Origin of the sequence: Streptomyces sp. cmx-18-6, from assembly GCF_046548915.1 — a bacterium.
GTDB lineage: Bacteria > Actinomycetota > Actinomycetes > Streptomycetales > Streptomycetaceae > Streptomyces.
In genome coordinates this window covers 75,380-96,247 of sequence record NZ_JAEBEP010000005.1, presented here as the reverse complement: position 1 = coordinate 96,247, position 20,868 = coordinate 75,380, and the positions used below count along the sequence as shown (strand labels likewise).

The window sequence follows — 20,868 nt, the reverse complement described above, 5'->3', positions numbered from 1 at the left end:
GCACGGGTAAGGGGTTCGAGCGTGCGAGCCAGGCGCCGCACGGCAGACGGCAGCTTGACGACAGGCACCGGCCCGAACCCCACCAGAGGCGACATCGTAGCCACCACCGCGCATGTTCACCCAATCGGGCGAATGGCCATACGAACCCCCGGCCGCCGGGGCGGCTACGCGTCCGCCAGCGTCGCCACCAGCACGGCCTTGATCGTGTGCATGCGGTTCTCGGCCTCGTCGAAGACCACCGAGTGCGCCGACTTGAAGACCTCGTCGGTGACCTCCAGCTCGCTGAGCCCGTACGCGGCGTGGACGTCCCGGCCCACCTGGGTGCCGAGGTCGTGGAAGGCGGGCAGGCAGTGCAGGAACTTCACGTCCGGGTTGCCGGTGGCGCGCAGGACGTCCATGGTCACGGCGTACGGCGCGAGCGCGGCGATCCGCTCGGCCCAGACCTCCTTGGGCTCCCCCATCGACACCCACACGTCCGTGGCGACGAAGTCGGCCCCCCGGACACCCTCGGCGACGTCCTCGGTGAGCGTGACCGTAGCCCCGCTGACCGAGGCGAGCTGGTGGGCCCGCTCCACGACCGGGGCCGCGGGCCAGTACGCCTCGGGGGCCACGATCCGGATGTCCAGGCCGAGCAGGGCGCCGGTGATCAGGTAGGAGTTGCCCATGTTGAAGCGGGCGTCGCCGAGATAGGCGAGGGCCAGGCCCGTGACGGGCTTGTCGCTGTGCTCGGTCATGGTCAGCACGTCGGCGAGCATCTGCGTGGGGTGCCAGTCGTCGGTGAGCCCGTTGAAGACGGGGACGCCGCTGTGCGCGGCCAGCTCCTCGACGGCCTGCTGGCTCTCCCCCCGGTACTCGATCCCGTCGAACATCCGGCCGAGCACCCGAGCGGTGTCCTTCACCGACTCCTTGTGGCCCATCTGGGAGCCGGAGGGGTCCAGGTAGGTGGTGGAGGCCCCCTGGTCGGCGGCGGCGACCTCGAACGCGCAGCGCGTACGCGTCGAGGTCTTCTCGAAGATCAGCGCGATGTTCCGGCCGCGCAGCCGCTGGACCTCCGCCCTCGCCTTCTTGGCCGCCTTCAGCTCACCGGCCAGCGCGACCAGGCCGAGGAACTCCTCGGAGGTGAAGTCCAGCTCCTTGAGGAAGTGGCGGCCGGTGAGGTCGATGGCCATGATGGCTGCTCCAGAGTGGGACGGGATCGACGGGTCCGGAGGGGGACGGGTCGACGCGTGACGCTGGAAGTCTATACGACTACCTGCATTCCTATACAGCCCCCTGACCGCCCCGGACGCCGCCCGGCCACCGCTCCCGCTACTGCACCGGGTCCCGCACCACCGGACAGCTCATACAGCGCGGCCCGCCGCGCCCCCGCCCCAGCTCGCTGCCCCGGATCTCGATGACCTCGATGCCCTGCTTGCGCAGATAGGTGTTCGTGGTCGCGTTGCGCTCGTACGCGACGACGACGCCCGGCTCGACCGCCAGCACGTTGCAGCCGTCGTCCCACTGCTCGCGCTCGGCGGCGTGCACGTCCTGGGTGGCGGTGAGGACCCGGATCGCGTCGAGGCCGAGAGCGGCGGCGATGGCCCGGTGCATGTGCTCCGGCGGGTGGTCGGTGACCTTCAGCTCGCGGGGGCCGCTGCCCGGCTCGATCGTGTACGAGCGCAGCATCCCGAGCCCGGCGTACTGGGTGAACGTGTCGCCGTCGACCATCGTCATCACCGTGTCCAGGTGCATGAACGCCCGGCCCTTCGGCATGTCGAGCGCCACGATCGTCCGCGCGGAGCCGGCGTCGAAGAGCCCCCGGGCCAGCATCTCCACCGCCTGCGGGGTGGTGCGCTCGCTCATCCCGATCAGCACCGCGCCCTGCCCGATGACCAGGACGTCACCGCCCTCGATCGTCGAGGGGTAGTCGTCCTGCCCCTCCGACCAGTGGTGGAAGACGCCCGCCTCCGGCCCGGTGAACAGCGGATGGTGACGGTAGATCGCCTCGAAGTGGACGGTCTCGCGCTGCCGGGCGGGCCAGCGCATCGCGTTGATGGAGACCCCGTCGTAGATCCAGGCGGAGGTGTCCCGGGTGAAGAGGTGGTTGGGCAGCGGGCCGAGCAGGAAGTCGTCCAGGTCCATCACATGGAAGCGGACGGAGGTCGGCTCGCTGTGCCGCTCCAGGAACTCGCGCTTGGTCATCCCGCCGACCAGCGCCTCCGCGAGCTCCGCGGACGGCAGCTCCTCGAAGGCGGAGCGCAGGTGCTCGGTGGCGAGCGGCCCGTACTCCTTCTCGTCGAAGACCCGGTCGAGCACCAGCCGCCGGGCGACGGGGATGTCCAGGGACTCCTGGAGGAGGTCGCCGAAGAGGTGCACCTCCACGCCCCGGTCGCGCAGGACGTCGGCGAACCCGTCGTGCTCCTGCCGGGCGCGGCGCACCCAGAGCACGTCGTCGAAGAGGAGCGCGTCCTTGTTGCGGGGGGTGAGCCGCTTCAGTTCCAGATCGGGGCGGTGCAGTATGACGCGGCGCAGCCGCCCGGCTTCGGAGTCGACATGGAATCCCATGTCCTCATCCTCACCGGGCGGAGCGCCGTTCACCCCGCGAATCGCCCACGGGTTGGAGCGGCTGCCGGAGTCCGTGCCGGGTCGCCGGAGCCGGCGCCCGGTCTCAGAGCCGGGGGTCCACCGGCTCCGACTCCAGGGCCAGGACGGCGAACACCGCCTCGTGGACCCGCCACAGCGGCTCGCCCTCGGCCAGCCGGTCCAGGGCCTCCAGGCCCAGGGCGTACTCCCGCAGCGCGAGCGAGCGCTTGTGGCCGAGGAACCGGGAGCGCAGGCGCTCCAGGTTCTCCGGGCGGGTGTACTCGGGGCCGTAGATGATCCGCAGATACTCCCGGCCGCGCACCTTGACGCCGGGCTGGACCAGGCGGCCCTTGGCGTCCCGGACGAGCGCGCCGAGCGGCTTGACGACCATGCCCTCGCCGCCGCGCCCGGTCATCTCCAGCCACCAGTCGACGCCCGCGCGGACGGACGCCTCGTCGGCCAGGTCCACGACGAGCCGCCGGGTGACCTGGAGCAGCCCGGTCGGGTCGTGCTCGACGAGCCGGTCCAGCCAGGCCAGCTGCTCGTCGTGGGGGACGGCGGCGAGCGAACGGCCCTGGACGGCGAGGATCTGGAACGGGGCGAGCCGCACCCCGTCCAGCCCCTCGGTGGTCCAGCAGTAGCGCCGGTACGCCTCGGTGAACGCGGCCGCGTCCTCGGCCCGGCCGCGCTGCCGCCCGGCGAGGTCGCCGACCTCGACACCCCGGGCGGCGGCCGTCTCCAGGGCGGCGAGGGCGGACGGGAACACCGCGCCGGAGGCCGCGCCGACCGCCGCGTACTGCGAGCGCAGCAGGCCGCCGGCCTTCAGCGACCACGGCATCAGCTCGGCGTCCAGCAGCGCCCAGTCGGTGTCCCACTCCTCCCAGAGCCCGGCGGCGGTGACGGCGGTGCGCAGCCGGTCCAGGATCACTTCGGTCATGTCCCGGTCGTCGAGGAAGGGGCGGCCGGTGCGGGTGTAGAGGGCCCCGGTGGGGCCGTTGGCGCCGAACCGGGCGGTCGCGGCGGCGGCGTCCTTGCAGACCAGGACGACGGCCCGGGAGCCCATGTGCTTCTCCTCGCACACGACCCGCTCGACTCCGTCGCCGCGATACTGCGCGAACGCCTCGGCCGGGTGCTCCAGGAAGCCGTCCTCGCGGGAGGTCGCGGTGGGGGCCATGGTGGGCGGGAGGTAGGCCAGGAGCTGCGGGTCGACGGCGAACCGGCTCATCACTTCGAGCGCCGCGGCCGCGTTCTCCTCGCGCACGGCGAGCCGGCCCATGTGCCGGGTCTCCACGATCCGGCGGCCCTGGACGTCCGCGAGGTCCAGCGGCCTGCCCTCCCGGCCCCCGGGCGCTTCGGTGGTCAGCGGCCTGACGGGCTCGTACCAGACCTTCTCGGCCGGTACGTCGACGAGTTCGCGCTCCGGCCAGCGCAGCGCGGTCATCCTCCCGCCGAAGACCACGCCGGTGTCCAGGCAGATGGTGTTGTTGATCCAGGAGGTGGTGGGCACGGGGGTGTGGCCGTAGACCACGGCGGCGCGGCCCCGGTAGTCCTCGGCCCACGGGTAGCGCACGGGCAGGCCGAACTCGTCGGTCTCCCCCGTCGTGTCCCCGTACAGCGCGTGCGAGCGGACCCGGCCCGAGTTGCGGCCGTGGTACTTCTCCGGCAGCCCGGCGTGGCAGACCACCAGATTGCCGCCGTCCAGCACGTAGTGGCTGACCAGCCCGGCGATGAACTCCCGCACCTGCTGCCGGAACTCGGGGTGCTCGGCGTCCTCACGCTCCAGCTGCTCGATGGTCTCGGCGAGGCCGTGGGTCTGCTGGACCTTGCGGCCCGCGAGGTAGCGGCCGAGCTTGTTCTCGTGGTTGCCCGGCACGCACAGGGCGTTGCCCGCCGCGACCATGGACATCACGCGGCGCAGCACGCCCGGGCTGTCGGGGCCCCGGTCGACGAGGTCGCCGACGAAGACGGCCGTACGCCCTTCGGGGTGGGCGCCGTCCACGTAACCGAGCTTGCCGAGCAGGGTGTCCAGCTCGAAGCGGCAGCCGTGGACGTCACCGATGACGTCGAACGGGCCGGTGAGGTGGCGCAGGTCGTTGTAGCGGCGCTCCAGGACCACCTGTGCGCTCTCGGCCTCTTCCTCGGTGCGCAGGATGTGCACCTTGCGGAAGCCCTCGCGCTCCAGGCCGCGCAGGGAGCGGCGCAGCTCGCGGCGGTGGCGCTGGACGACGTGGCGGGGCATGTCCGCGCGGTCGGGTCGGGCCGTGTTGCGCCGCAGGCAGACCTCTTCGGGGAGGTCGAGCACGATGGCGATGGGCAGCACGTCGTGCTCGCGGGCCAGCCGGACGAGCTGCTTGCGGCTCTCGGACTGGACGCTGGTGGCGTCGACGACGGTGAGCCGTCCGGCGGCCAGGCGCTTGCCGGCGATGTAGTGCAGCAGGTCGAAGGCGTCGCCGCTGGCGCTCTGGTCGTTCTCGTCGTCGGCGACGAGGCCCCGGCAGAAGTCCGAGGAGACGATCTCGGTGGGCTTGAAGTGCTTGCGGGCGAAGGTGGACTTGCCCGATCCGCTGGCGCCGATGAGGACGACGAGGGAGAGGTCGGTCACGGGCAGGGTGCGGGCGGCGGTGCCGGTGACGTCGGTGCTGTCGGTCGTGCTGGTGTCGTTGTTCGTCATGCGGCTTCCGCCTCCCTCTTCTTGCCGTTGCTCTTGTGGTCGTTGTTCTTGTCGTGGTTGTTCTTGTGGTCGTTGTCCTTGTCGGTCGCGGTGTCGGCCAGGGTGAAGACGGCCAGCTGGGTCGGCGGTCCGACCTCGGGGTCGTCCGGCCCCACGGGCAGATGCGCGACGGTGTACCCGTGGCGCTCGGCGACCTTCCCCGCCCAGGCCCGGAACTCGGCCCTGGTCCACTCGAAGCGGTGGTCCCCGTGGCGCACATGTCCGGCCGGGAGGGTCTCCCAGCGAACGTTGTACTCCACGTTCGGCGTGGTCACGAGCACCGTGCCCGGGCGGGCCGCACCGAAGACCGCGTACTCCAGCGCGGGCAGCCGGTCCAGGTCGAGGTGCTCGATGACCTCGCTGAGCACGGCGGCGTCATACCCCTTGAGCCGCTTGTCGGTGTAGGTGAGGGAGCCCTGCTGGAGGGTCACCCGGCCCGCCTGCCGCTCCCCCAGCCGGTCCAGCTTCAGCCGGCGCGAGGCGATGGTGAGGGCGCGCATCGACACGTCGACGCCGACGATCTCGGTGAACCGCACGTCCTTGAGCAGCGCCTGCACCAACTGGCCCTGGCCGCAACCCAGGTCGAGCACCCGGTGCGCACCGGCCGTGCGCAGCGCGTCGAGGATCGCGGTGCGCCGGTGCTCGGCGAGCGGGACGGGCTTCTCCTCGGTGTCGGTGCTCTCGTCCACCGCGTTGTCGACGCTGTCCACGTCGAGGTCGTCCGACTCCGCGAGCCGGACCAGCTCCAGGGCCTGGTCGGCCTGGCGGGTCAGCCCCCAGCGGTGGGAGAGATAGCGCCGGGTGATGAGGGGGCGCTCGGGGTGGTCGGCCAGCCAGCCCTCACCGGCCCGCAGCAGCTTGTCCACCTCGTCGGGCGCGACCCAGTAGTGCTTGGCGTCGTCGAGCACGGGCAGCAGGACGTAGAGCTGGCGCAGGGCGTCGGCCAGCCGCGACTCCCCCTCCAGGACCAGACGTACGTAGCGCGAGTCGCCCCACTCCGGGAACTGCTCGTCCAGCGCCACCGCCGTCACCTCGACCCGCTCCCAGCCGAGCGGCGCGAACAGCTTGCGCACCAGCTCCGCACCGCCCCGGGCGGGCAGCGCGGGCACCTCGATCCGCAGCGGCAGAGGAGCCCCGGCCCGCTCGGGCATGGCCCGGCAGACACCGCCCAGCGCGGACTTGAACACCGCGGCGAGGGCGACCGAGAGCAGCGAGGAGGCCGCGTAGGGGCGGTCGTTGACGTACTGCGCGAGCGCCGCGTCGGGCGCTCCGCCCCGGCCCTTGCCCTTGCCGCGCCGCACCAGCGCCACCGGATCCACCTCCAGCAGGAGTGCGGCCGTGCAGCGCTCGGCGGACGCCTCGGGGTAGAAGACGTGCGCGGCGCCGTGCGAGGTGGAGAACGCCTGCGCCCGGTCGGGATGCTTGTGCAGCAGGAAGCCGAGGTCCGTGGCGGGGCGTTCAGGGGTGCCGGTCGTACTGATCGTCAGGAACACCCGCCCGATTATGGTCCTCACCTCCCCTCCCTCACCAGGCATTTTCGATGCCCAGCAGCCCCGCCGATACCCGACTCGGCTCTCCGGCAGCGCCGCCGGCCTCCCCCGCTCAGCTCTCCAGCAGCCCCGCCAGCTCCCCGATCCGGTCCGGTCCCACCCGGCAGCAGCCCCCGACGAGCCGGGCCCCGGCCCCCGTCCAGGCCCGCACCCGGGCCGGGTCGAAGGTGGCCCGCCCGGTCCATCCCCTGCCCTCGGCGTCCCAGCCCTCTCCGCTGTTCGGGTAGACGACGGCCGGCTTGCCCGTGACCGCCACTGCCGCCCGCACCGCCTCCTCCGCCTCGGCCGGGTCGCAGCAGTTGACCCCGACGGCCACCACCCGCTCCCGCCCGGCGGCCACCGCGAACGCCTCCTCCAACGGCTGCCCGGCCCGGGTCCGGCCGCCGGCGACGCTGTACGAGAGCCAGAGCGGCAGCCCCGTCTCCTCGGCCACCCGCACCATCGCCTCGGCCTCGTCCAGGTCCGGCACCGTCTCCAGCGCCAGCACGTCGGGCCCCGCCTCGGCGAGCACCGCCATCCGGGGGCGGTGGAAGCGCTCCAGCTCCCGGACGGTGAGCCCGTAACGGCCCCGGTACTCGCTGCCGTCCGCGAGCATCGCCCCGTACGGGCCGACCGACGCGGCGACCCACACCTCCCGCCCCGGATCGGCCCGGCGCGCCGCGTCACCGGCCCGCCGGGCCAGCTCCACGCTGCGGGCGAGCAGCGCCTCGGCCCGGTCCGGACCGATCCCGTGGCGCGCGAACCCCTCGAAGGTGGCCTGATAGCCGGACGTGATGAGCACCCGCGCGCCCGCACGCAGATACGCCAGGTGGGCGGCCTCGATCTGTTCCGGCGCGTCGGCCAGCAACCGGGCCGACCAGAGCGCGTCGGAGAGGTCGCAGCCCTGCGCCTCCAGCTGGTTGGAGAGTCCGCCGTCCAGCAGGACGGGCCCTTCGCCCAGTGCGTCGGCGAGCGTACGGCCGGAGCTCACGGGCGCCTCCTCCTCATCGGTCTTCCGGTATCCGCGACGCGCGACGGAAACGGGTCGGGGCAGGTCGGGTCGGGCCCGGTCACGTCAGGTCAGGTCAGGTCAGGTCAGGTCAGGTCAGGTCAGGTCAACTGGGACTGGATCTGTGAGGAGATCAGTTCCAGGTGGTCCAGGTCGGCCAGATCGAGGACCTGGAGGTAGATCCGGGACGAGCCGATCGCCCCGTACCGGCCGATCTTGTCGACCACCTCGGCGGGCGAGCCGGCCAGCCCGTTCGCCTTGAGCTCCTCCACGTCCCGGCCGATGGCCGCCGCCCGCCGGGCCACCTCGGCGTCGTCCCTGCCCGTGCAGACGACCAGGGCGTTGGAGTACACCAGGTCGTCGGGGTCGCGCCCGAACGCCTTCGCCGCCGCCCGGACCCGGCCGAACTGCTTCTCGCTGTCCTCCAGGGAGGCGAAGGGGATGTTGAACTCGTCCGCGTACTGCGCGGCGAGGCGCGGGGTGCGGGTCGCGCCGTGGCCGCCGATCAGGACCGGCACCTTGGCCTGGGCGGGCTTGGGCAGCGCGGGCGAGTCGGTGAGCTGGTAATACGTGCCGTCGTAGCTGAAGGTCTTGCCGACCTCCGTCGCCCACAGGCCGGTGACGATCGCCAGCTGCTCCTCCAGCCGGCCGAACTTCTCCTTCGGGAACGGGATGCCGTACGCCTTGTGCTCCTCCTCGAACCAGCCCGCGCCCAGGCCCAGTTCGACCCGGCCGCCGGACATCTGGTCGACCTGGGCGACCTGGATGGCGAGCACACCGGGCAGCCGGAAGGTGCCTGCCGTCATCAGTGTGCCGAGCCGGATCCGCTTGGTCTCGCGCGCGAGACCGGCCAGCGTGATCCAGGCGTCGGTCGGTCCGGGCAGACCGTCGCCGGAGCCCATGCGGAGGTAGTGGTCCGAGCGGTAGAAGGCGTCGAAGCCGAGGTCCTCGGCAGCCTTGGCGACGGTGAGCAGAGTGTCGTAGTCGGCCCCTTGCTGGGGCTCGGTGAAGATTCGAAGATCCATGCACCCATCCTGCCCCTTCACCGGTGGCTCTTCCTCCCGGGCCAGGCCACCTCCGCCCCTCACCTTCTCCCTATCTCCCCCGGTCCCCCACCCCTCAGGGCCCCGCCGCCGACGGCGCCGGGCCGCGTATCCCGCCGTAGGGGCCGTCGCGCTCCCTCTCCCGCTCCGACAGCCGTCTCAGCAGCCCGTGCACACGGTCGAGCGACTCGTCCGCGGCGTCCATGGCCTCGATGCACTGCCAGTACAGGCCGTCCTCCCCCGTGTCGCAGGCCACCCCGACGAGCGCGATCCCCGCCTCGCCCAGCAGCAGCGAGAGTCCCGTCAGCGCCGCCCGCACATCGGAGATCCCGGAGAGCTGCGCCGCCCTCGCGCCCCGGGAGAGCACCGCCGGGTGGTCCGGCGCCGAGCACCCGCCGCCGATCTCTCCCAGCGCCCGCGCCTCACCCCGTAACTCCATCGGGCCCAGCAGCGCCAGCCGGCTGCCGACCGTCCGCGCGAGAGCCTGCGCCTGCCATGCCTCCGCCATCACGTCCAGCGCGCCCCGGCTCTCCGCCAGCGCCCGCCGACCCGCCTCGATGAGTCGCTCCGCTTCCATGTGTTTCCCCCGTCCGTACGAAAACCCGCTCACCCAATTCATTACCCACAGTGAGGTAGACAGCACCGTAAGGCCAGAGGAAATCGGAAATCTGTGGACACCAAGTCGATTGTGGATAAGTCGATCACTCCGAAGAGTGACGATCCTGGGGTTCCGGAGGGTGGGGACGGGGAAGCGCGCCTCATTCCGGTCCATCTTGGCCGCCAGCGCCCGCAGTGGGTCGACGCCCAGCACCTCGCAGAACTGGAGGAGATAGGCGAGCACATCGGCGACCTCGTCGGCGACGCGGTGGGCCGCCTCCGGCTCGTCCATGATCCGGGCGGACTGTTCGGGCGTCAGCCACTGGAAGATCTCGACCAGTTCGGACGCCTCGACGCTCAGGGCGGACGCCAGGTTCTTCGGGGTGTGGTACTGCCCCCAGTCCCGCGCCGCCGCGAACGCGGCCAGCCGTCGCTGGAGTTCTGCCACATCGACTTCTGTCACGGCCCCAGGTCTACCACCGGGGTCTGTCAGTACGGTCCGCGGTCCGCAGTCCACGGCCATGGTCCGTCGCCGCAGCCCCCGCCGCCGTAGTCCGCCGTCACCGGTCCCTCCCCACCGGCCCCCGTCGCCGCGCCGGACGCCTCGTCAAGGGCGTCCGGCGTCGGGGCCGGCGAGTGCGCGCGCGAGGGGAGAGTCGAGAAGGGCGCCGGAGGGTCCTACGAGTGGGTCAGCCCCGCCGGAGTGACCCCCTCGACCTCCATGCCCTCCGGGGCGAGCAGAAAGACGTTGCGGTCGACGCGGTGCATGCCGCTGCCGAGACCGAAGACCACGCCGCTGCTGAAGTCGAGGATCCGCTTGGCCACGTCCGTCTCCGCCGCCGTCAGGTCGAGCAGCACCGGCACCTGGGCGACCAGGTACTCCGCGACCTCGCGGGCGTCCGCGAAGACCTGCACCCGCAGGACGACCAGGCGTCGCTGTTCGGCCGCGCGCTCGCTCGGGACCGTGCGGTGGTCGATCCGGGACGGCCACTCGTCGCGGCCGCGCAGGGGTACGACCTGGGCGAGCCCCTCCCACTGTTCGTCGGTGGCGTCATATCTGTCGTACCTGTCGTACCTGCTCACAGGGCCACCCCGTCCTCTAGCCGGTCGGGTTCGCGCCGGCTGCGCTCACTGTTCATCGGGCAATCCTCTCGTCCCTCACCCGTTCGGCGTACCACCGACACGGCGAAGGGCCGGATCGAGTCGGTCTCACACCGCCACGACCTGGACCCCCGCCTCACCGAACCGCTCCCTCGCCTCCACCGTGATGCCGGAGTCGGTGACCAGCACGTCGACCGCCCCGAGGTCGCACACCCGGGCGAAGGCCCGCTTGCCGATCTTCGAGGAATCCGCCGCGATCACCACCCGCTGCGCCCGCTCGGCGAGGAGCCGGTTGACGCTGGCCTCGCCCTCGTGGTGGACGTAGGCACCGCGTTCGAGGTCGATGGCGTTCACCCCGAGGACGGCGACGTCGAGGGTGATCTCGTTCATCACGCCGACGGCCAGAGGTCCCGTCAGTTCGTACGACTGCGGCCTGGCCACGCCGCCCGTGACGACCATCTTGATCTGCGGCCGGATCGTCAGTTCGCTCGCGATGTTGAGCGCGTTGGTCACGACCGTGAGCGTCGGCTGCCCGCCCGCCACCGTCGCCTCGCCCACGATGTCGGGACGCACGGCCAGCGCCCTGGCCACCTCGGTCACCGTCGTGCCTCCGGTCAGGCCGACCACTTCGCCGACCGCGACCAGTTCGGAGACCGCGCGGCCGATGGCCTGCTTCTCGGGCGCGTGCCGACCGGTCTTGTAGCGCAACGCCAGCTCGTAGGAGACCCCGTGCGCGACCGCGCCGCCCCGGGTGCGGGTCAGCAGGTGCTGTTCGGCGAGCTGGTCCAGGTCGCGGCGGATGGTCGCGGCCGATACGGCGAGCGTCGCCGCCGCCTCCTCGACCTCCACCCTGCCGTGCTTGCCGACCAGTTCCAGCAGCGCGTCCCACCGGGCGTCCCTGGCCACGTGCGTCTCCTCAACCGTCCGGCGGCGGGCTCCGCGCTTCCCGGGAACGCGGTCGCCGGTGGCCGGACCGCCGCTAGCCTCGCACAGGGGCCCGGTGACCGGCTTCCACCGGGGCCCCGGCGATCAGCTCCGAACCTCGCGCATCACGCCTGTCCGTGCCTGTCCGTGCCTGTCCGCGCCCGCTCTTGCCTGTTCTTGCTTGTTCGTGCTCGATAAGCGCATGTAACGTGCAGGATTCCACATGGAGGCTTCACCCGCCGCCCGGCCCCGTCCCGGGCCTGCCCGCCCTTCCTCCTCCCCGCCCCCGTCCCGTGGAGTGCAGACGTGTCGTACGCCGAGACCGAGACAGCCAGTCAGCCCGCCTGCTGGCGCCGCGCCGCCGCGCTGGCGGACGATCAGGCGGCCGTCCTGCCCGCCGCCGGGGAGCGCATCGCCGTCGTCGGCTGCGGGACCTCCTTCTTCATGGCGCAGTCCTACGCCGCGCTCCGCGAGGGCTCCGGCCAGGGCGAGTCGGACGCGTTCGCCGCCTCCGAGTTCCCGGTCGGCCGCGCCTACGACCGGGTCGTCGCGCTCACCCGCTCGGGGACGACGACCGAGGTGCTGGACCTGCTGGAGCGGGTGCGCCCCGGCTGCCGCACGGTGGCCATCACCGCCGATCCGCGGACCCCGGTGCGGGCGGCGGCCGACGATCTCGTCGTCCTCGACTTCGCCGACGAACGGTCCGTCGTCCAGACGCGTTTCGCCACGACCGCCCTCACCCTGCTGCGGGCCCACCTCGGTCTGCACACCGAGGACGCGGTACGGGACGCGGAGAGGGCCCTCGCCGAGCCGCTGCCGGAAGGGCTGCTGGAGTGCGCCCAGTTCTCCTTCCTCGGCCGGGGCTGGACGGTCGGCCTGGCCCATGAGGCGGCGCTGAAGATGAAGGAGGCGTCGCTGGCGTGGACCGAGTCCTACCCGGCGATGGAGTACCGCCACGGGCCCATCAGCGTCAGCACGGCGGGCACCGCGACCTGGATGTTCGGCACCGCCCCCGAGGGCCTGGCGGAGCAGGTGCGGGCCACGGGCGCCCGGTGGGTGGCCGGCGGACTCGACCCGCTGGCCGACCTCGTACGCGTACAACGGCTGGCGATCGCCCGTGCGGCGGCGCAGGGGCTCGACCCCGACCGGCCCCGCCACCTGACCCGCTCGGTGGTCCTCGACCAGCTCTGAGGCAGGATGGCCGGACAGGACGCGGCCGGTTTCCCCTCCGCGCACCCGACCAGCACCGCCGGAGAGCCCCCATGCACCTCGCACACGCCGTCGCCGCCGAGGAGCCGAAGGGCGGGATCGCGGGCTGGGCCACCGGGCTGGTCGAGACGTTCGGCGGGCCGGGAGCCGGTTTCGCCATCGCCCTGGAGAACCTGTTCCCGCCGCTGCCCAGCGAGATCATCCTCCCGCTGACCGGCTTCGCCGCCGCGCAGGGGGTGTTGAGCCTGGCCTCGGCCCTGTTCTGGACGACGCTCGGCTCGGTCGTCGGGGCGGTGGCGCTGTACGGGATCGGGGCCGCCTTCGGCCGTGAGCGGATGCACGCCCTGTGGGCGAAGCTGCCGCTGGTCAGGGCCTCGGACCTGGTGCGCACGGAGGAGTGGTTCGCGCGGCACGGCACCAAGGCGGTCCTGCTGGGCCGCATGGTGCCGGTCTTCCGGAGCCTGATCTCCGTGCCGGCGGGCGTGGAGCGCATGCCGCTGACGGTGTTCGTCGCGCTGACGACGGTCGGCAGCCTGATCTGGAACACCGTGCTGGTGATGGCGGGTTACTGGCTCGGCGACCGCTGGGACGTGGTCGGCACGTATGTCGGGGTCATGTCCAAGGCCGTGCTCGCGCTGGCCGTGGTGGCGTTGATCTGTTACGTGGTGATGCGCGTCCGGGGCCGCGACCGACGCGGAAACCGACGCGGGAACAGACGCGGCGACGAGTGACCCGACGCCGCCCGTCCGGGCGCGTCCGCCACCGGCGCTCCCGGACGCCGCTGTGCCGCGAGCGCCGGGAGCATCGCTGGAGGGTGTCCGACGGCCCTCGGCCGCCCGGGGTGCGGCCGCCGGTTCAGGACTCCTCGAAGTAGGCGTCCAGGACGGCGTCCAGCTCGGCCGGCCAGCTCTTGAGCTCGCTCCGGCTCGCCGCCTCGACCTCCGCGTTGAACCAGCGCCGGGTCGACAGGTGCACGGTCACGGTGAACCTGCGGCCGAACCGGGCCGGCTTGATCTCCACCGCGCCGATCTCGGCCCAGTCGAACTCGGCCTGCTGGTCGTCCAGCCGGAACCTGACCCCTTCCCGGGCCACCCGGATCGAGCCACGGCGGTCGCTCACCTCGAAGACCGGGCCGTCCTCGGCGTCCCCGTCCTCCTCCCCCTTCTCCGCTTTCGATTCCGCTTCGGCGTCCGTAGCCGCCGCGTCTGCCTGCCCCGCTGCCGTCTCGGGCGCGTCGTCGGACTCCGGACCGGCTTCAGGACCGGATTCCGCATCGGCTTCCGCGACGGCCTCCGGATCGGCTGCCGCATCGGCCTCCGGCTCGGGTTCGGGCTTCCGGGGCGCGACGGGCGCCGCCAGGCCGGGAAGGGGGATGAACGCCGGGTCGGTGCCTGCGGCGAACTCGGGCTTCTTGTTCGAATCTATGCTCTGCTCCACGGCGGGCAGTATGGTCCACGAACCTGTACGTGACCAGTCGTCACCGCTCCCGTCACCCCCGTAACCACCCCTGTCACCGCTCCCGGCACCGCTCTCCGGCCCGGTCCCGGTCGTTCTCGCCGTCATCAGAGCACCCCTTTGCGCCACTCGCGGATCAACAGATAGCCGAGGTACGCGCCGCCGATCGCCATGGTGTAGATCCCCACCGGCAGGTCCTCGAAGAGCGGCAGCTGCTGCGCGCAGAGGTCGGCGGCCACCAGCAGGAGGCCGCCGGTCAGGCCGGAGAGCAGCAGGTGGGGGCCGGAGGCGCGGGTGAGGCGTTTGGCGATCTGCGGGGCGGTCAGGGCGATGAAGGCGATGGGGCCGGAGACGCTGACGGCGGCGGCCGAGAGCGCGATGGCGAGGACGACGGCCAGGGTCTTGGCCTTCTTCGGCTCGGAGCCGAGCCCTTCGGAGATGTCGTCGCCCATCTCCCCGATGTCGAGCCGCCGGGAGATCAGCGCGGTCAGCGGGGCGGCGGCGAGCAGGACCAGCCAGATGGTGGTCGCGTCGGTCCAGGAACGGGCGGTCAGACTGCCGTTGACGTACGCGGTGAGGACGGACGCCTTGTCGCGTTCCAGGGCGTAGACGACGTACTGGGTGACGGCCGCGCCCATCGCGGCGACCCCGATGCCGGCGATGACGAGCCGGGCGGGGTTGCGGAAGCCGGTGCCCGTGGAGACGTACACGAGGGCCATCGCGGCGACCGCGCCGATGAGCGCGCCGACAGCGACGGGGACCGTGCCGGGGAACATCAGCGCGGAGATGGCCGCGCCCGCCCCGGCTCCGGCGGAGAGCCCGATGACGTCGGGGCTGCCGAGCGGGTTGCGGGTGACGGACTGGAACAGCGCGCCGGAGAGGCCGAGCGCCGCGCCGACGCCGATGGCGACGGTGAGGCGGGGGCCGCGCAGCCGGTTGAAGACGAACCGGTCCTTGCCCTCGGCGTCCCCGAGGAGGGCGGCGGGCAGGTCGGGCAGGTCGAGGCCCAGCCGGCCCCAGGTGAGCGTCGCCACGGCCGCCACGAGGAGGAGGACGAAGAGCCCCGCTCCCGCGAGCACGGAGGCCCGGCGCATGGGGACGGCCACGGTACGGCCGATGACCAGGTAGCCCCGGGGGGCCTTGCGTACGGGGGCGGTATGTTCGGTGACGGTCATGACGTGCCCCGCATCCTGCGTACGGCGATGAGCAGCGCGGGTGCGCCGATGAAGGCGGTGACGACGCCGACCATGAGTTCGCTGGGGCGCATGACGACCCGTCCCACCACATCGGCCAGGAGCAGCAGGGTGGGGCCCATCAGCGCGGAGAAGAGGATCTGGACCCGGAAGTCGACGCCGACCAGGACGCGTACGACATGGGGTACGGCGAGGCCGACGAAGGCGATCGGGCCCACGGCGGCGGTCGCGGCGGCGCTGAGCAGGGTGGCGGCGAGCAGCCCGCCGCCCCGGGTGCGCGCGGGGTGCGAGCCGAGGGCGAGCGCGGTCGCGTCGCCGAGGGCCAGGGCGTTGAGGCCGGGGCCGAGGACCAGGGCGAGGAGGAAACCGGCGGCGGCGAAGGGGAGGACGGACCACAGGACGTCGAAGTCCCGGCCGCCGAGGGCCCCGACGACCCAGTAGCGGTAGCTGTCGAAGACCTGCGGCTTGCTGAGCGTCACCGCCTGGATGAACGCCATCAGTACGGCGGTGAGCACCGCTCCGGCGAGCACGAGGCGCACGACGCTCGTCCCCGTACCGGCGGAGCCGATGACATGGACGAGCACTCCGGCGATCAGTGCTCCGGGCAGCGCCCACCACATGGTGTCGGTGGCGCCGGAGGCCCCGAGCCAGGCGGTCGCGGCGACGACGCTCGCGGAGGCGCCGGCGTTGATGCCGAGGAGGCCGGGTTCGGCCAGCGGGTTGCGCGAGACGCCCTGCATGAGGGTTCCGGCCACCGCGAGGCAGAGTCCGGCGAGGACGCCGAGTGCGGTGCGGGGGTAGCGGCTCTCGATGATGGCGGTGACGTTGTCGTCGGCGGTGCCGGCGAGGACGCCGAGGACATCGCCGAGCGAGGTGCTGCGGCTGCCGAACATGACGCTCGCGCAGAGGGCGACCGTCAGCGCGGCGACCGCTGCGAGCAGGAGGAACGCCACCCGAGCGGCGCCGGTACGGGAGGTACCGGCGCCGCTCGGCGGTGCGACCGTGGTGGTTGCCATGGGAGTGAAGTGTGCCTTGTGGCCTCGGTGCTCCGGATACCCGGCGGGGGTTACTCGCCCGCCGTCTTGATGGCCTTGTCGATGATCGGCAGGTAGCGCTCGATCGTCCACGGCACGGTCAGCGGGTTGATGATCGAGGAGCCGGTCACGAAGGAGTTGTCGTTGCTCGCGACGACGGCGCCCTTCTTGATCGCGGGGATCGCGCCGTACAGCTTCTGGCCCTCGATCTGCTTGCGGTTCTTCGCGTCCGTGTAGAACGTGAAGATCAGGTCGCTGTCCTTCAGCTTCTCGGCGTTCTCCAGGCCGATGAGGGCCGAGTCGGTGCCGGGGGTCTCCTTGAAGCCGTCGACGACCGGGTCGACCTTCAGGCCGAGCGAGGAGACCATCTTGACGCGCTGCTCCTCGGGCTTGAAGACGCCGAGGGAGCCGGGGCCGTTGTTGTAGATGTAGGAGAAGGTGACGTCCTTGTAGTTCGGCCGGGTTGCCGCGGCGTCGGAGAGCTGCTTCTCGATCTTCTTCTTGAGGCCGTCGGTGTCCTTCGTCCGGCCGAGCGCCTTGCCGATGATGTCGATCTGCTGGTCCCAGTCGGTGCTCCACGCCTGGTCCGGGTAGGCGACCGTGGGGGCGATGTCCTTGAGGACGTCGTACTGCTTCTGCGTGATGCCCGACCAGGGGGCCAGGATGACGTCGGGCTCCAGCTCGGTGATGGCTTCGAAGTCGATCTCCTCGCCGCCCGTGAACTGCTTGGGGAGCTCGTCGCCGGACTTCTTCACGGCCTCGTTGATCCACGGGAGGTAGCCGGACTTGTCGCTGCCCCACGGGTAGCTCTCGATGCCGACCGGGGTCTGGCCGAGGGCTATCGCGGTCTCGGCGGAACCCTGGCCGAGGGTGACGATGCGTTCGGGCTTCTCGTCGATCTTCGCCGTGCCGAGCGAGCTCTTGATCGAGACGGGGAAGGCGCCGTCGCTCTTCGCCGCGCCCTTCGCCGAGTCCTTGTCGCCGTCACCGTCCGAGGAGCAGCCGGCCAGGGCGACGGCGAGGGCGACGGCGGTGGCCGAAGCGGCAAGGGTGTGACGACGCACGCGGGTGAAGCCGAGCATGGGTGTTCCTCATGGTTGGACGAGCGGTGAGAGTTAGGCAAGCCTAAGCTAAACGTACAGGGATCTTTCATGACCCCCCTCCCCTTCCGGCAGGAGCGCGCACCTCACACAATCGACAGCAATTCAATCTTGTTGAAGATGATTGACCTATAGATCATTTCTCCGTACCGTCGGGCGTGCCCGGGTTCACCGATCGCCGTACGGACGGAGCTCCATGTCCCCGCTCGACCTGACCGCCGACGAAGTCCTGACCACCACCCGCGCCGTCCGCAAACGCCTCGACCTGGACCGGCCGGTGGAACGCGCCCTGATCGAGGAATGCCTGCAGCTCGCCACCCAGGCCCCGACCGGCCGCAACCGGCAGCGCTGGGACTTCGTCCTGGTGACGGACCCCGCCAAACGCGCAGCCCTGGCGGACCTGTACCGCCTCGGGCTCGCCCGGCCCCGCCAGCAGGTCGTACGGGACGGGGTGAACCGGGGTGATCCGGCGGGCGGGCTGCGGATCGCGGAGAGCGCCCAGTACCTGTTCGACCATCTGCACGAGGTCCCCGTGCTGCTGGTGCCGTGCATCCGGGTCCAGGGACGGCACGAGAACGCCTCGCACGTGGGGCAGGCGAACACCTGGGGCTCGATCCTCCCTGCGGTCTGGCAGTTCATGCTGGCCGCCCGCTCACGGGGGCTCGGCACCGCCTGGACCACCCCGCATCTGCACTACGAGCGGGAGGCCGCCGATCTCCTGTCCATCCCGTACGACACCGTGCTCCAGACGGCGCTGATCCCGGTCGCGCACACGATCGGTACGGACTTCCGGCCCGGGCCCCGGACCGATGTGGCCGAGATCGCGCACTGGGACGCCTGGTAGGCGGACGGGACGGGGCGCCACGAAGGTTCGTCGTGGCGCCGCCCTCATCGGTGAACTGCCCATGCGGGACGACGACTTCCGCCGATGGCGGGGCGGCGTTCTCAGCTCGCTCCCGGCGGCAGCGGAAGCTTCCCGAGCGCCGCACCGATCCGACCGGCGAGGACGTGCTCGCCCTCGGCGGTGGGGTGGAGGCCGTCCGCGTACACCCGCCCGGCGTCCTCGACGGGTACGACGGCGAGCCCGTCCAGCAGGTGGAGATCCCGGTCCCCCAGCCGCTGGAGGACGCGCACCGCATCGGCGGTCCTGGCCCGGGCCTCCGACAGCGTCATTCCCGCGCTGTTGGCCGCCTGTTCGCGCCCGGGCGAGGCGAGCGGGGTGAGTACGACGACGGGGACGCCCGGGTGGCCGTCGCGGACGGTCTCCACGAAACCGCAGACGGCGGGGCCCCAGGTCCGTGCGGTGAACGCGCCCCGGATATAGGCGTTGACGCCCAGCTCCAGGGTGATCAGGTCCGCCGGCGCGTCCCGGACGGCCCGGGCCACCACCGGGTCGAGGTACGCCTCCCCCGCGAACCCCAGGTTGCGCAGCCGCCACCCGCGCTCCGCGGCCACCAGGGCGGGCCAGGTCTCCGAGGGGCCCGCGGCGAACATGCAGTGGGTGATCGAGCTTCCGTACACCACCCAGCGGGGCCCCGGCCGGTCCACCGCGAGCGGGGCCGCGCTGTGACCGCTCAGGGTGACGGCCGCGATCCGGGTGACCGACAGGTGCGGCAGCCAGACCTCCACCTCCACCGGGGTACCGCCCCCGGCGGGCAGGGCGAAGCCGATCCGGTGCCGGCCGGGCCCGCCCGTCCAGCGGTGGGCGAGGACGCCGTCGACCCGGACGTCCAGCGGTGAGCCGCCGGGGCCGATCTCCACGTCCAGCTCGATGGAGGCGGCGTCGGTCCGGACCGCGAAGCGCACTCCGGCGGTGGTGCGGGCCAGTCGCGCGAGGTTGTCCGACATGGCGGTGGCGAGCCGGTCCAGAGGCATCCGCGACGGCAGGAGACCGCTGCCGCTCCCGTGACTCCAGCCGACGATCCCGTCGAAGGACAGCCGGGGATCGTCCGGGGCGAACCGCTCCACGGACGCGCTCGGCCCCGGGCCGGTCGAAGCGGAGGGAGAGGGGAAGGGGGAGGGAGAGGGCGAGGAAGAGGGGGTGGCGTCGGACGGCGTGATCGGTCACCTTCCTGAGCCGGACCGGCGCTGCCGAAAGCGACGTCGGCATCGGCATCGGCATCGGGGACGGCTTCGGGGATGTGGGCGGCGCGAGGAACAGAAACGTATCAGCACCAATAGTCTGTACACAAACAATCTTGGAAGAGCTCTTCGCTCCACGCGAACGGCCTCCTGGTGGAGTCCGAGCCCGTCGCATCGCGGCGGGTCTAGGCTGGAGGGCGGAAAACGTTCTGGAGCCGGACAATCTCGCGTCGCCCGATGGCCCGCCCGCCGCCCTGAACCGCAGGAGGAGCAGCCTTGACCGCCACACAGCCTTCCCGTCTCACCTCGCCCAGCCGGGAGCCGGAGGCCGGTGGGCGCGGCCAGTACTTCTCCAGGCTGGCGCAGGAGCGCCCCGACATCGCGTTGTGCCGGGCGACCACACTGGTGACCCGGACGCTCGACGAGGAGTCGTCCGGGCGTCGCCTCACGGTCGCTCAGCACCTGGTGCTGAAGATGCTGAGCGATGTGGGGCCCTGTTCGCAGCAGGAGCTCAGCGAGCAGTTGCGGATCGACCGCAGCGTGATGGTGGGGTGCATCGACGGACTGGAGGACTCCGGTCTCGTTCGCCGCGAGCGCCATCCCCGGGACCGCCGGGCCTACGCGGTGACGCTGACGCCGGAGGCGGGACCGGTGCTGGAGGAGGCGGAGAAGGGCGTGCCGCACCTGCTGGACCGGGCCTTCGGCGCTCTCACGGCGGCCGAACGCCGCACCCTGACCCGGCTGATGGGCAAGATCCTCGACGTCGGCTGAGCCCGGCGGGGGGCGCGGCCGGTCCCCCCTGCCGCGCGGCTCCGTCCGTCACGGGGGCGACGCGCAGCCGCCCACCCACACCCGGGTGATCGCGCTGACATAGCGGGCCCCGCACCGGTCCGATGGCACCACGAGCTGGCTGCCCTCCGGCTCCAGCGACCGGCCGTCCATCCGGGTGGCCAGCAGCACGGGCGCGTCGCCGAAGTCCGCGTCGATCTCCGCCCACGACAGCACCGTGTGGTGGCCGTCCCGGCCCGTGACGGCCAGCAGGAAGCGCGAACGGTCCTTGCGTCCGCGCGGGTCGAACGCCGGGCCCGAGGCGGAGACGACCTCCCGCAGCAACGGCCCCTCGAACGTGTGGTTTCGGGGTCCGCCGGTCGCACAGTCGAAGGTCACCGCCGCGCGGTGCTGCGGCCAGCCCCCACGCAGATCCCGGACCGTGAGCGCCACCGGCCGACGCACCTCGCCCGTCAGGGCGAACGACCGGAGCGGCGCATCCGCCCGCCCGCCGCCCACATCCCGTGCGTCGAGCCTGTCCACCGCCACCGG

The 20,868-nt window shown here is 72.1% G+C and carries 19 protein-coding genes and 1 pseudogene; 4 read left to right on the top strand and 16 right to left on the bottom strand.

Translation table 11 applies throughout. The features are described 5' to 3' along the window. Nucleotides 1-164: 164 nt before the first annotated feature. The 10 genes and pseudogenes from argF to ACLJPL_RS13595 form a co-directional block, all read right to left on the bottom strand. On the bottom strand, nt 165-1,169 hold the full coding sequence (argF, locus tag ACLJPL_RS13640; protein WP_411081065.1) for an ornithine carbamoyltransferase: 1,005 nt from the start codon (nt 1,167-1,169) through the stop codon (nt 165-167). Between the two features lie 139 nt (nt 1,170-1,308). Next, nucleotides 1,309-2,544, bottom strand: a complete 1,236-nt coding sequence (locus ACLJPL_RS13635; protein WP_411081064.1) for an arginine deiminase — start codon at nt 2,542-2,544, stop codon at nt 1,309-1,311. Between the two features lie 103 nt (nt 2,545-2,647). Continuing rightward, nucleotides 2,648-5,233: a polynucleotide kinase-phosphatase gene (locus ACLJPL_RS13630; protein ID WP_411081063.1), complete on the bottom strand. Its 2,586-nt coding sequence runs from the start codon at nt 5,231-5,233 to the stop codon at nt 2,648-2,650. After that, nucleotides 5,230-6,765 (bottom strand): 3' terminal RNA ribose 2'-O-methyltransferase Hen1, encoded by a 1,536-nt coding sequence (locus tag ACLJPL_RS13625; RefSeq protein WP_411081414.1) that lies wholly within the window; start codon nt 6,763-6,765, stop codon nt 5,230-5,232. The genes ACLJPL_RS13630 and ACLJPL_RS13625 overlap by 4 nt, the downstream gene beginning before the upstream one ends. 109 nt (nt 6,766-6,874) lie before the next feature. Then, the gene (mmuM, locus tag ACLJPL_RS13620) at nt 6,875-7,792 is read right to left on the bottom strand and encodes a homocysteine S-methyltransferase (RefSeq protein WP_411081062.1); all 918 of its coding nucleotides are present in this window, start codon (nt 7,790-7,792) and stop codon (nt 6,875-6,877) included. 119 nt (nt 7,793-7,911) lie between these two features. Next, nucleotides 7,912-8,835: an LLM class F420-dependent oxidoreductase gene (locus tag ACLJPL_RS13615; RefSeq protein WP_411081061.1), complete on the bottom strand. Its 924-nt coding sequence runs from the start codon at nt 8,833-8,835 to the stop codon at nt 7,912-7,914. A 94-nt stretch (nt 8,836-8,929) separates the two neighbouring features. Then, nucleotides 8,930-9,430 (bottom strand): DUF6099 family protein, encoded by a 501-nt coding sequence (locus ACLJPL_RS13610; protein ID WP_411081060.1) that lies wholly within the window; start codon nt 9,428-9,430, stop codon nt 8,930-8,932. A gap of 124 nt (nt 9,431-9,554) precedes the next feature. Next, nucleotides 9,555-9,913: pseudogene (locus ACLJPL_RS13605) on the bottom strand (nucleotide pyrophosphohydrolase). 215 nt (nt 9,914-10,128) lie between these two features. After that, the gene (locus tag ACLJPL_RS13600; protein WP_411081059.1) at nt 10,129-10,533 is read right to left on the bottom strand and encodes a cell division protein SepF; all 405 of its coding nucleotides are present in this window, start codon (nt 10,531-10,533) and stop codon (nt 10,129-10,131) included. A gap of 126 nt (nt 10,534-10,659) precedes the next feature. Continuing rightward, complete coding sequence (locus ACLJPL_RS13595; RefSeq protein ID WP_411081058.1) at nt 10,660-11,457, bottom strand: DeoR/GlpR family DNA-binding transcription regulator; 798 nt, start codon at nt 11,455-11,457, stop codon at nt 10,660-10,662. Nucleotides 11,458-11,781: 324 nt separating this feature from the next. On the opposite strand from ACLJPL_RS13595, the gene ACLJPL_RS13590 reads away from it, so the two are divergent. Beyond that, entirely contained in the window at nt 11,782-12,666 is an 885-nt protein-coding gene (locus ACLJPL_RS13590) for an SIS domain-containing protein (protein WP_411081057.1), read from the top strand. A 71-nt stretch (nt 12,667-12,737) separates the two neighbouring features. Then, nucleotides 12,738-13,415: a DedA family protein gene (locus ACLJPL_RS13585; protein ID WP_411081056.1), complete on the top strand. Its 678-nt coding sequence runs from the start codon at nt 12,738-12,740 to the stop codon at nt 13,413-13,415. Nucleotides 13,416-13,539: 124 nt separating this feature from the next. Here ACLJPL_RS13585 and ACLJPL_RS13580 read toward each other — a convergent pair whose 3' ends face one another. From ACLJPL_RS13580 to ACLJPL_RS13565, 4 genes are all read right to left on the bottom strand, one after another. Continuing rightward, entirely contained in the window at nt 13,540-14,121 is a 582-nt protein-coding gene (locus ACLJPL_RS13580) for a hypothetical protein (RefSeq protein ID WP_411081055.1), read from the bottom strand. 125 nt (nt 14,122-14,246) lie between these two features. Beyond that, on the bottom strand, nt 14,247-15,314 hold the full coding sequence (locus tag ACLJPL_RS13575; protein ID WP_411081054.1) for a FecCD family ABC transporter permease: 1,068 nt from the start codon (nt 15,312-15,314) through the stop codon (nt 14,247-14,249). Then, nucleotides 15,311-16,348, bottom strand: a complete 1,038-nt coding sequence (locus ACLJPL_RS13570; RefSeq protein WP_411081053.1) for a FecCD family ABC transporter permease — start codon at nt 16,346-16,348, stop codon at nt 15,311-15,313. The genes ACLJPL_RS13575 and ACLJPL_RS13570 overlap by 4 nt, the downstream gene beginning before the upstream one ends. Nucleotides 16,349-16,398: 50 nt before the next feature. Further along, nucleotides 16,399-17,448, bottom strand: coding sequence for an iron-siderophore ABC transporter substrate-binding protein (locus tag ACLJPL_RS13565; protein WP_411081052.1), 1,050 nt, complete (start codon nt 17,446-17,448; stop codon nt 16,399-16,401). A gap of 214 nt (nt 17,449-17,662) precedes the next feature. Between ACLJPL_RS13565 and ACLJPL_RS13560 the strand changes: the two genes are divergently transcribed. Beyond that, nucleotides 17,663-18,310, top strand: a complete 648-nt coding sequence (locus tag ACLJPL_RS13560) for a nitroreductase family protein (RefSeq protein WP_411081051.1) — start codon at nt 17,663-17,665, stop codon at nt 18,308-18,310. Nucleotides 18,311-18,411: 101 nt separating this feature from the next. Here the strand turns inward: ACLJPL_RS13560 and ACLJPL_RS13555 are convergent, their stop codons facing one another. Further along, a complete protein-coding gene (locus ACLJPL_RS13555; RefSeq protein WP_411081050.1) occupies nt 18,412-19,434 on the bottom strand; it encodes a GDSL-type esterase/lipase family protein in 1,023 nt (340 codons plus the stop codon). 390 nt (nt 19,435-19,824) lie between these two features. Here ACLJPL_RS13555 and ACLJPL_RS13550 point away from each other — a divergent pair, with 390 nt between their 5' ends. Further along, the gene (locus ACLJPL_RS13550; RefSeq protein ID WP_411081049.1) at nt 19,825-20,319 is read left to right on the top strand and encodes a MarR family winged helix-turn-helix transcriptional regulator; all 495 of its coding nucleotides are present in this window, start codon (nt 19,825-19,827) and stop codon (nt 20,317-20,319) included. A 48-nt stretch (nt 20,320-20,367) separates the two neighbouring features. Here the strand turns inward: ACLJPL_RS13550 and ACLJPL_RS13545 are convergent, their stop codons facing one another. Further along, on the bottom strand, nt 20,368-20,835 hold the full coding sequence (locus ACLJPL_RS13545; protein WP_411081413.1) for a molybdopterin-dependent oxidoreductase: 468 nt from the start codon (nt 20,833-20,835) through the stop codon (nt 20,368-20,370). Nucleotides 20,836-20,868 lie beyond the last annotated feature (33 nt).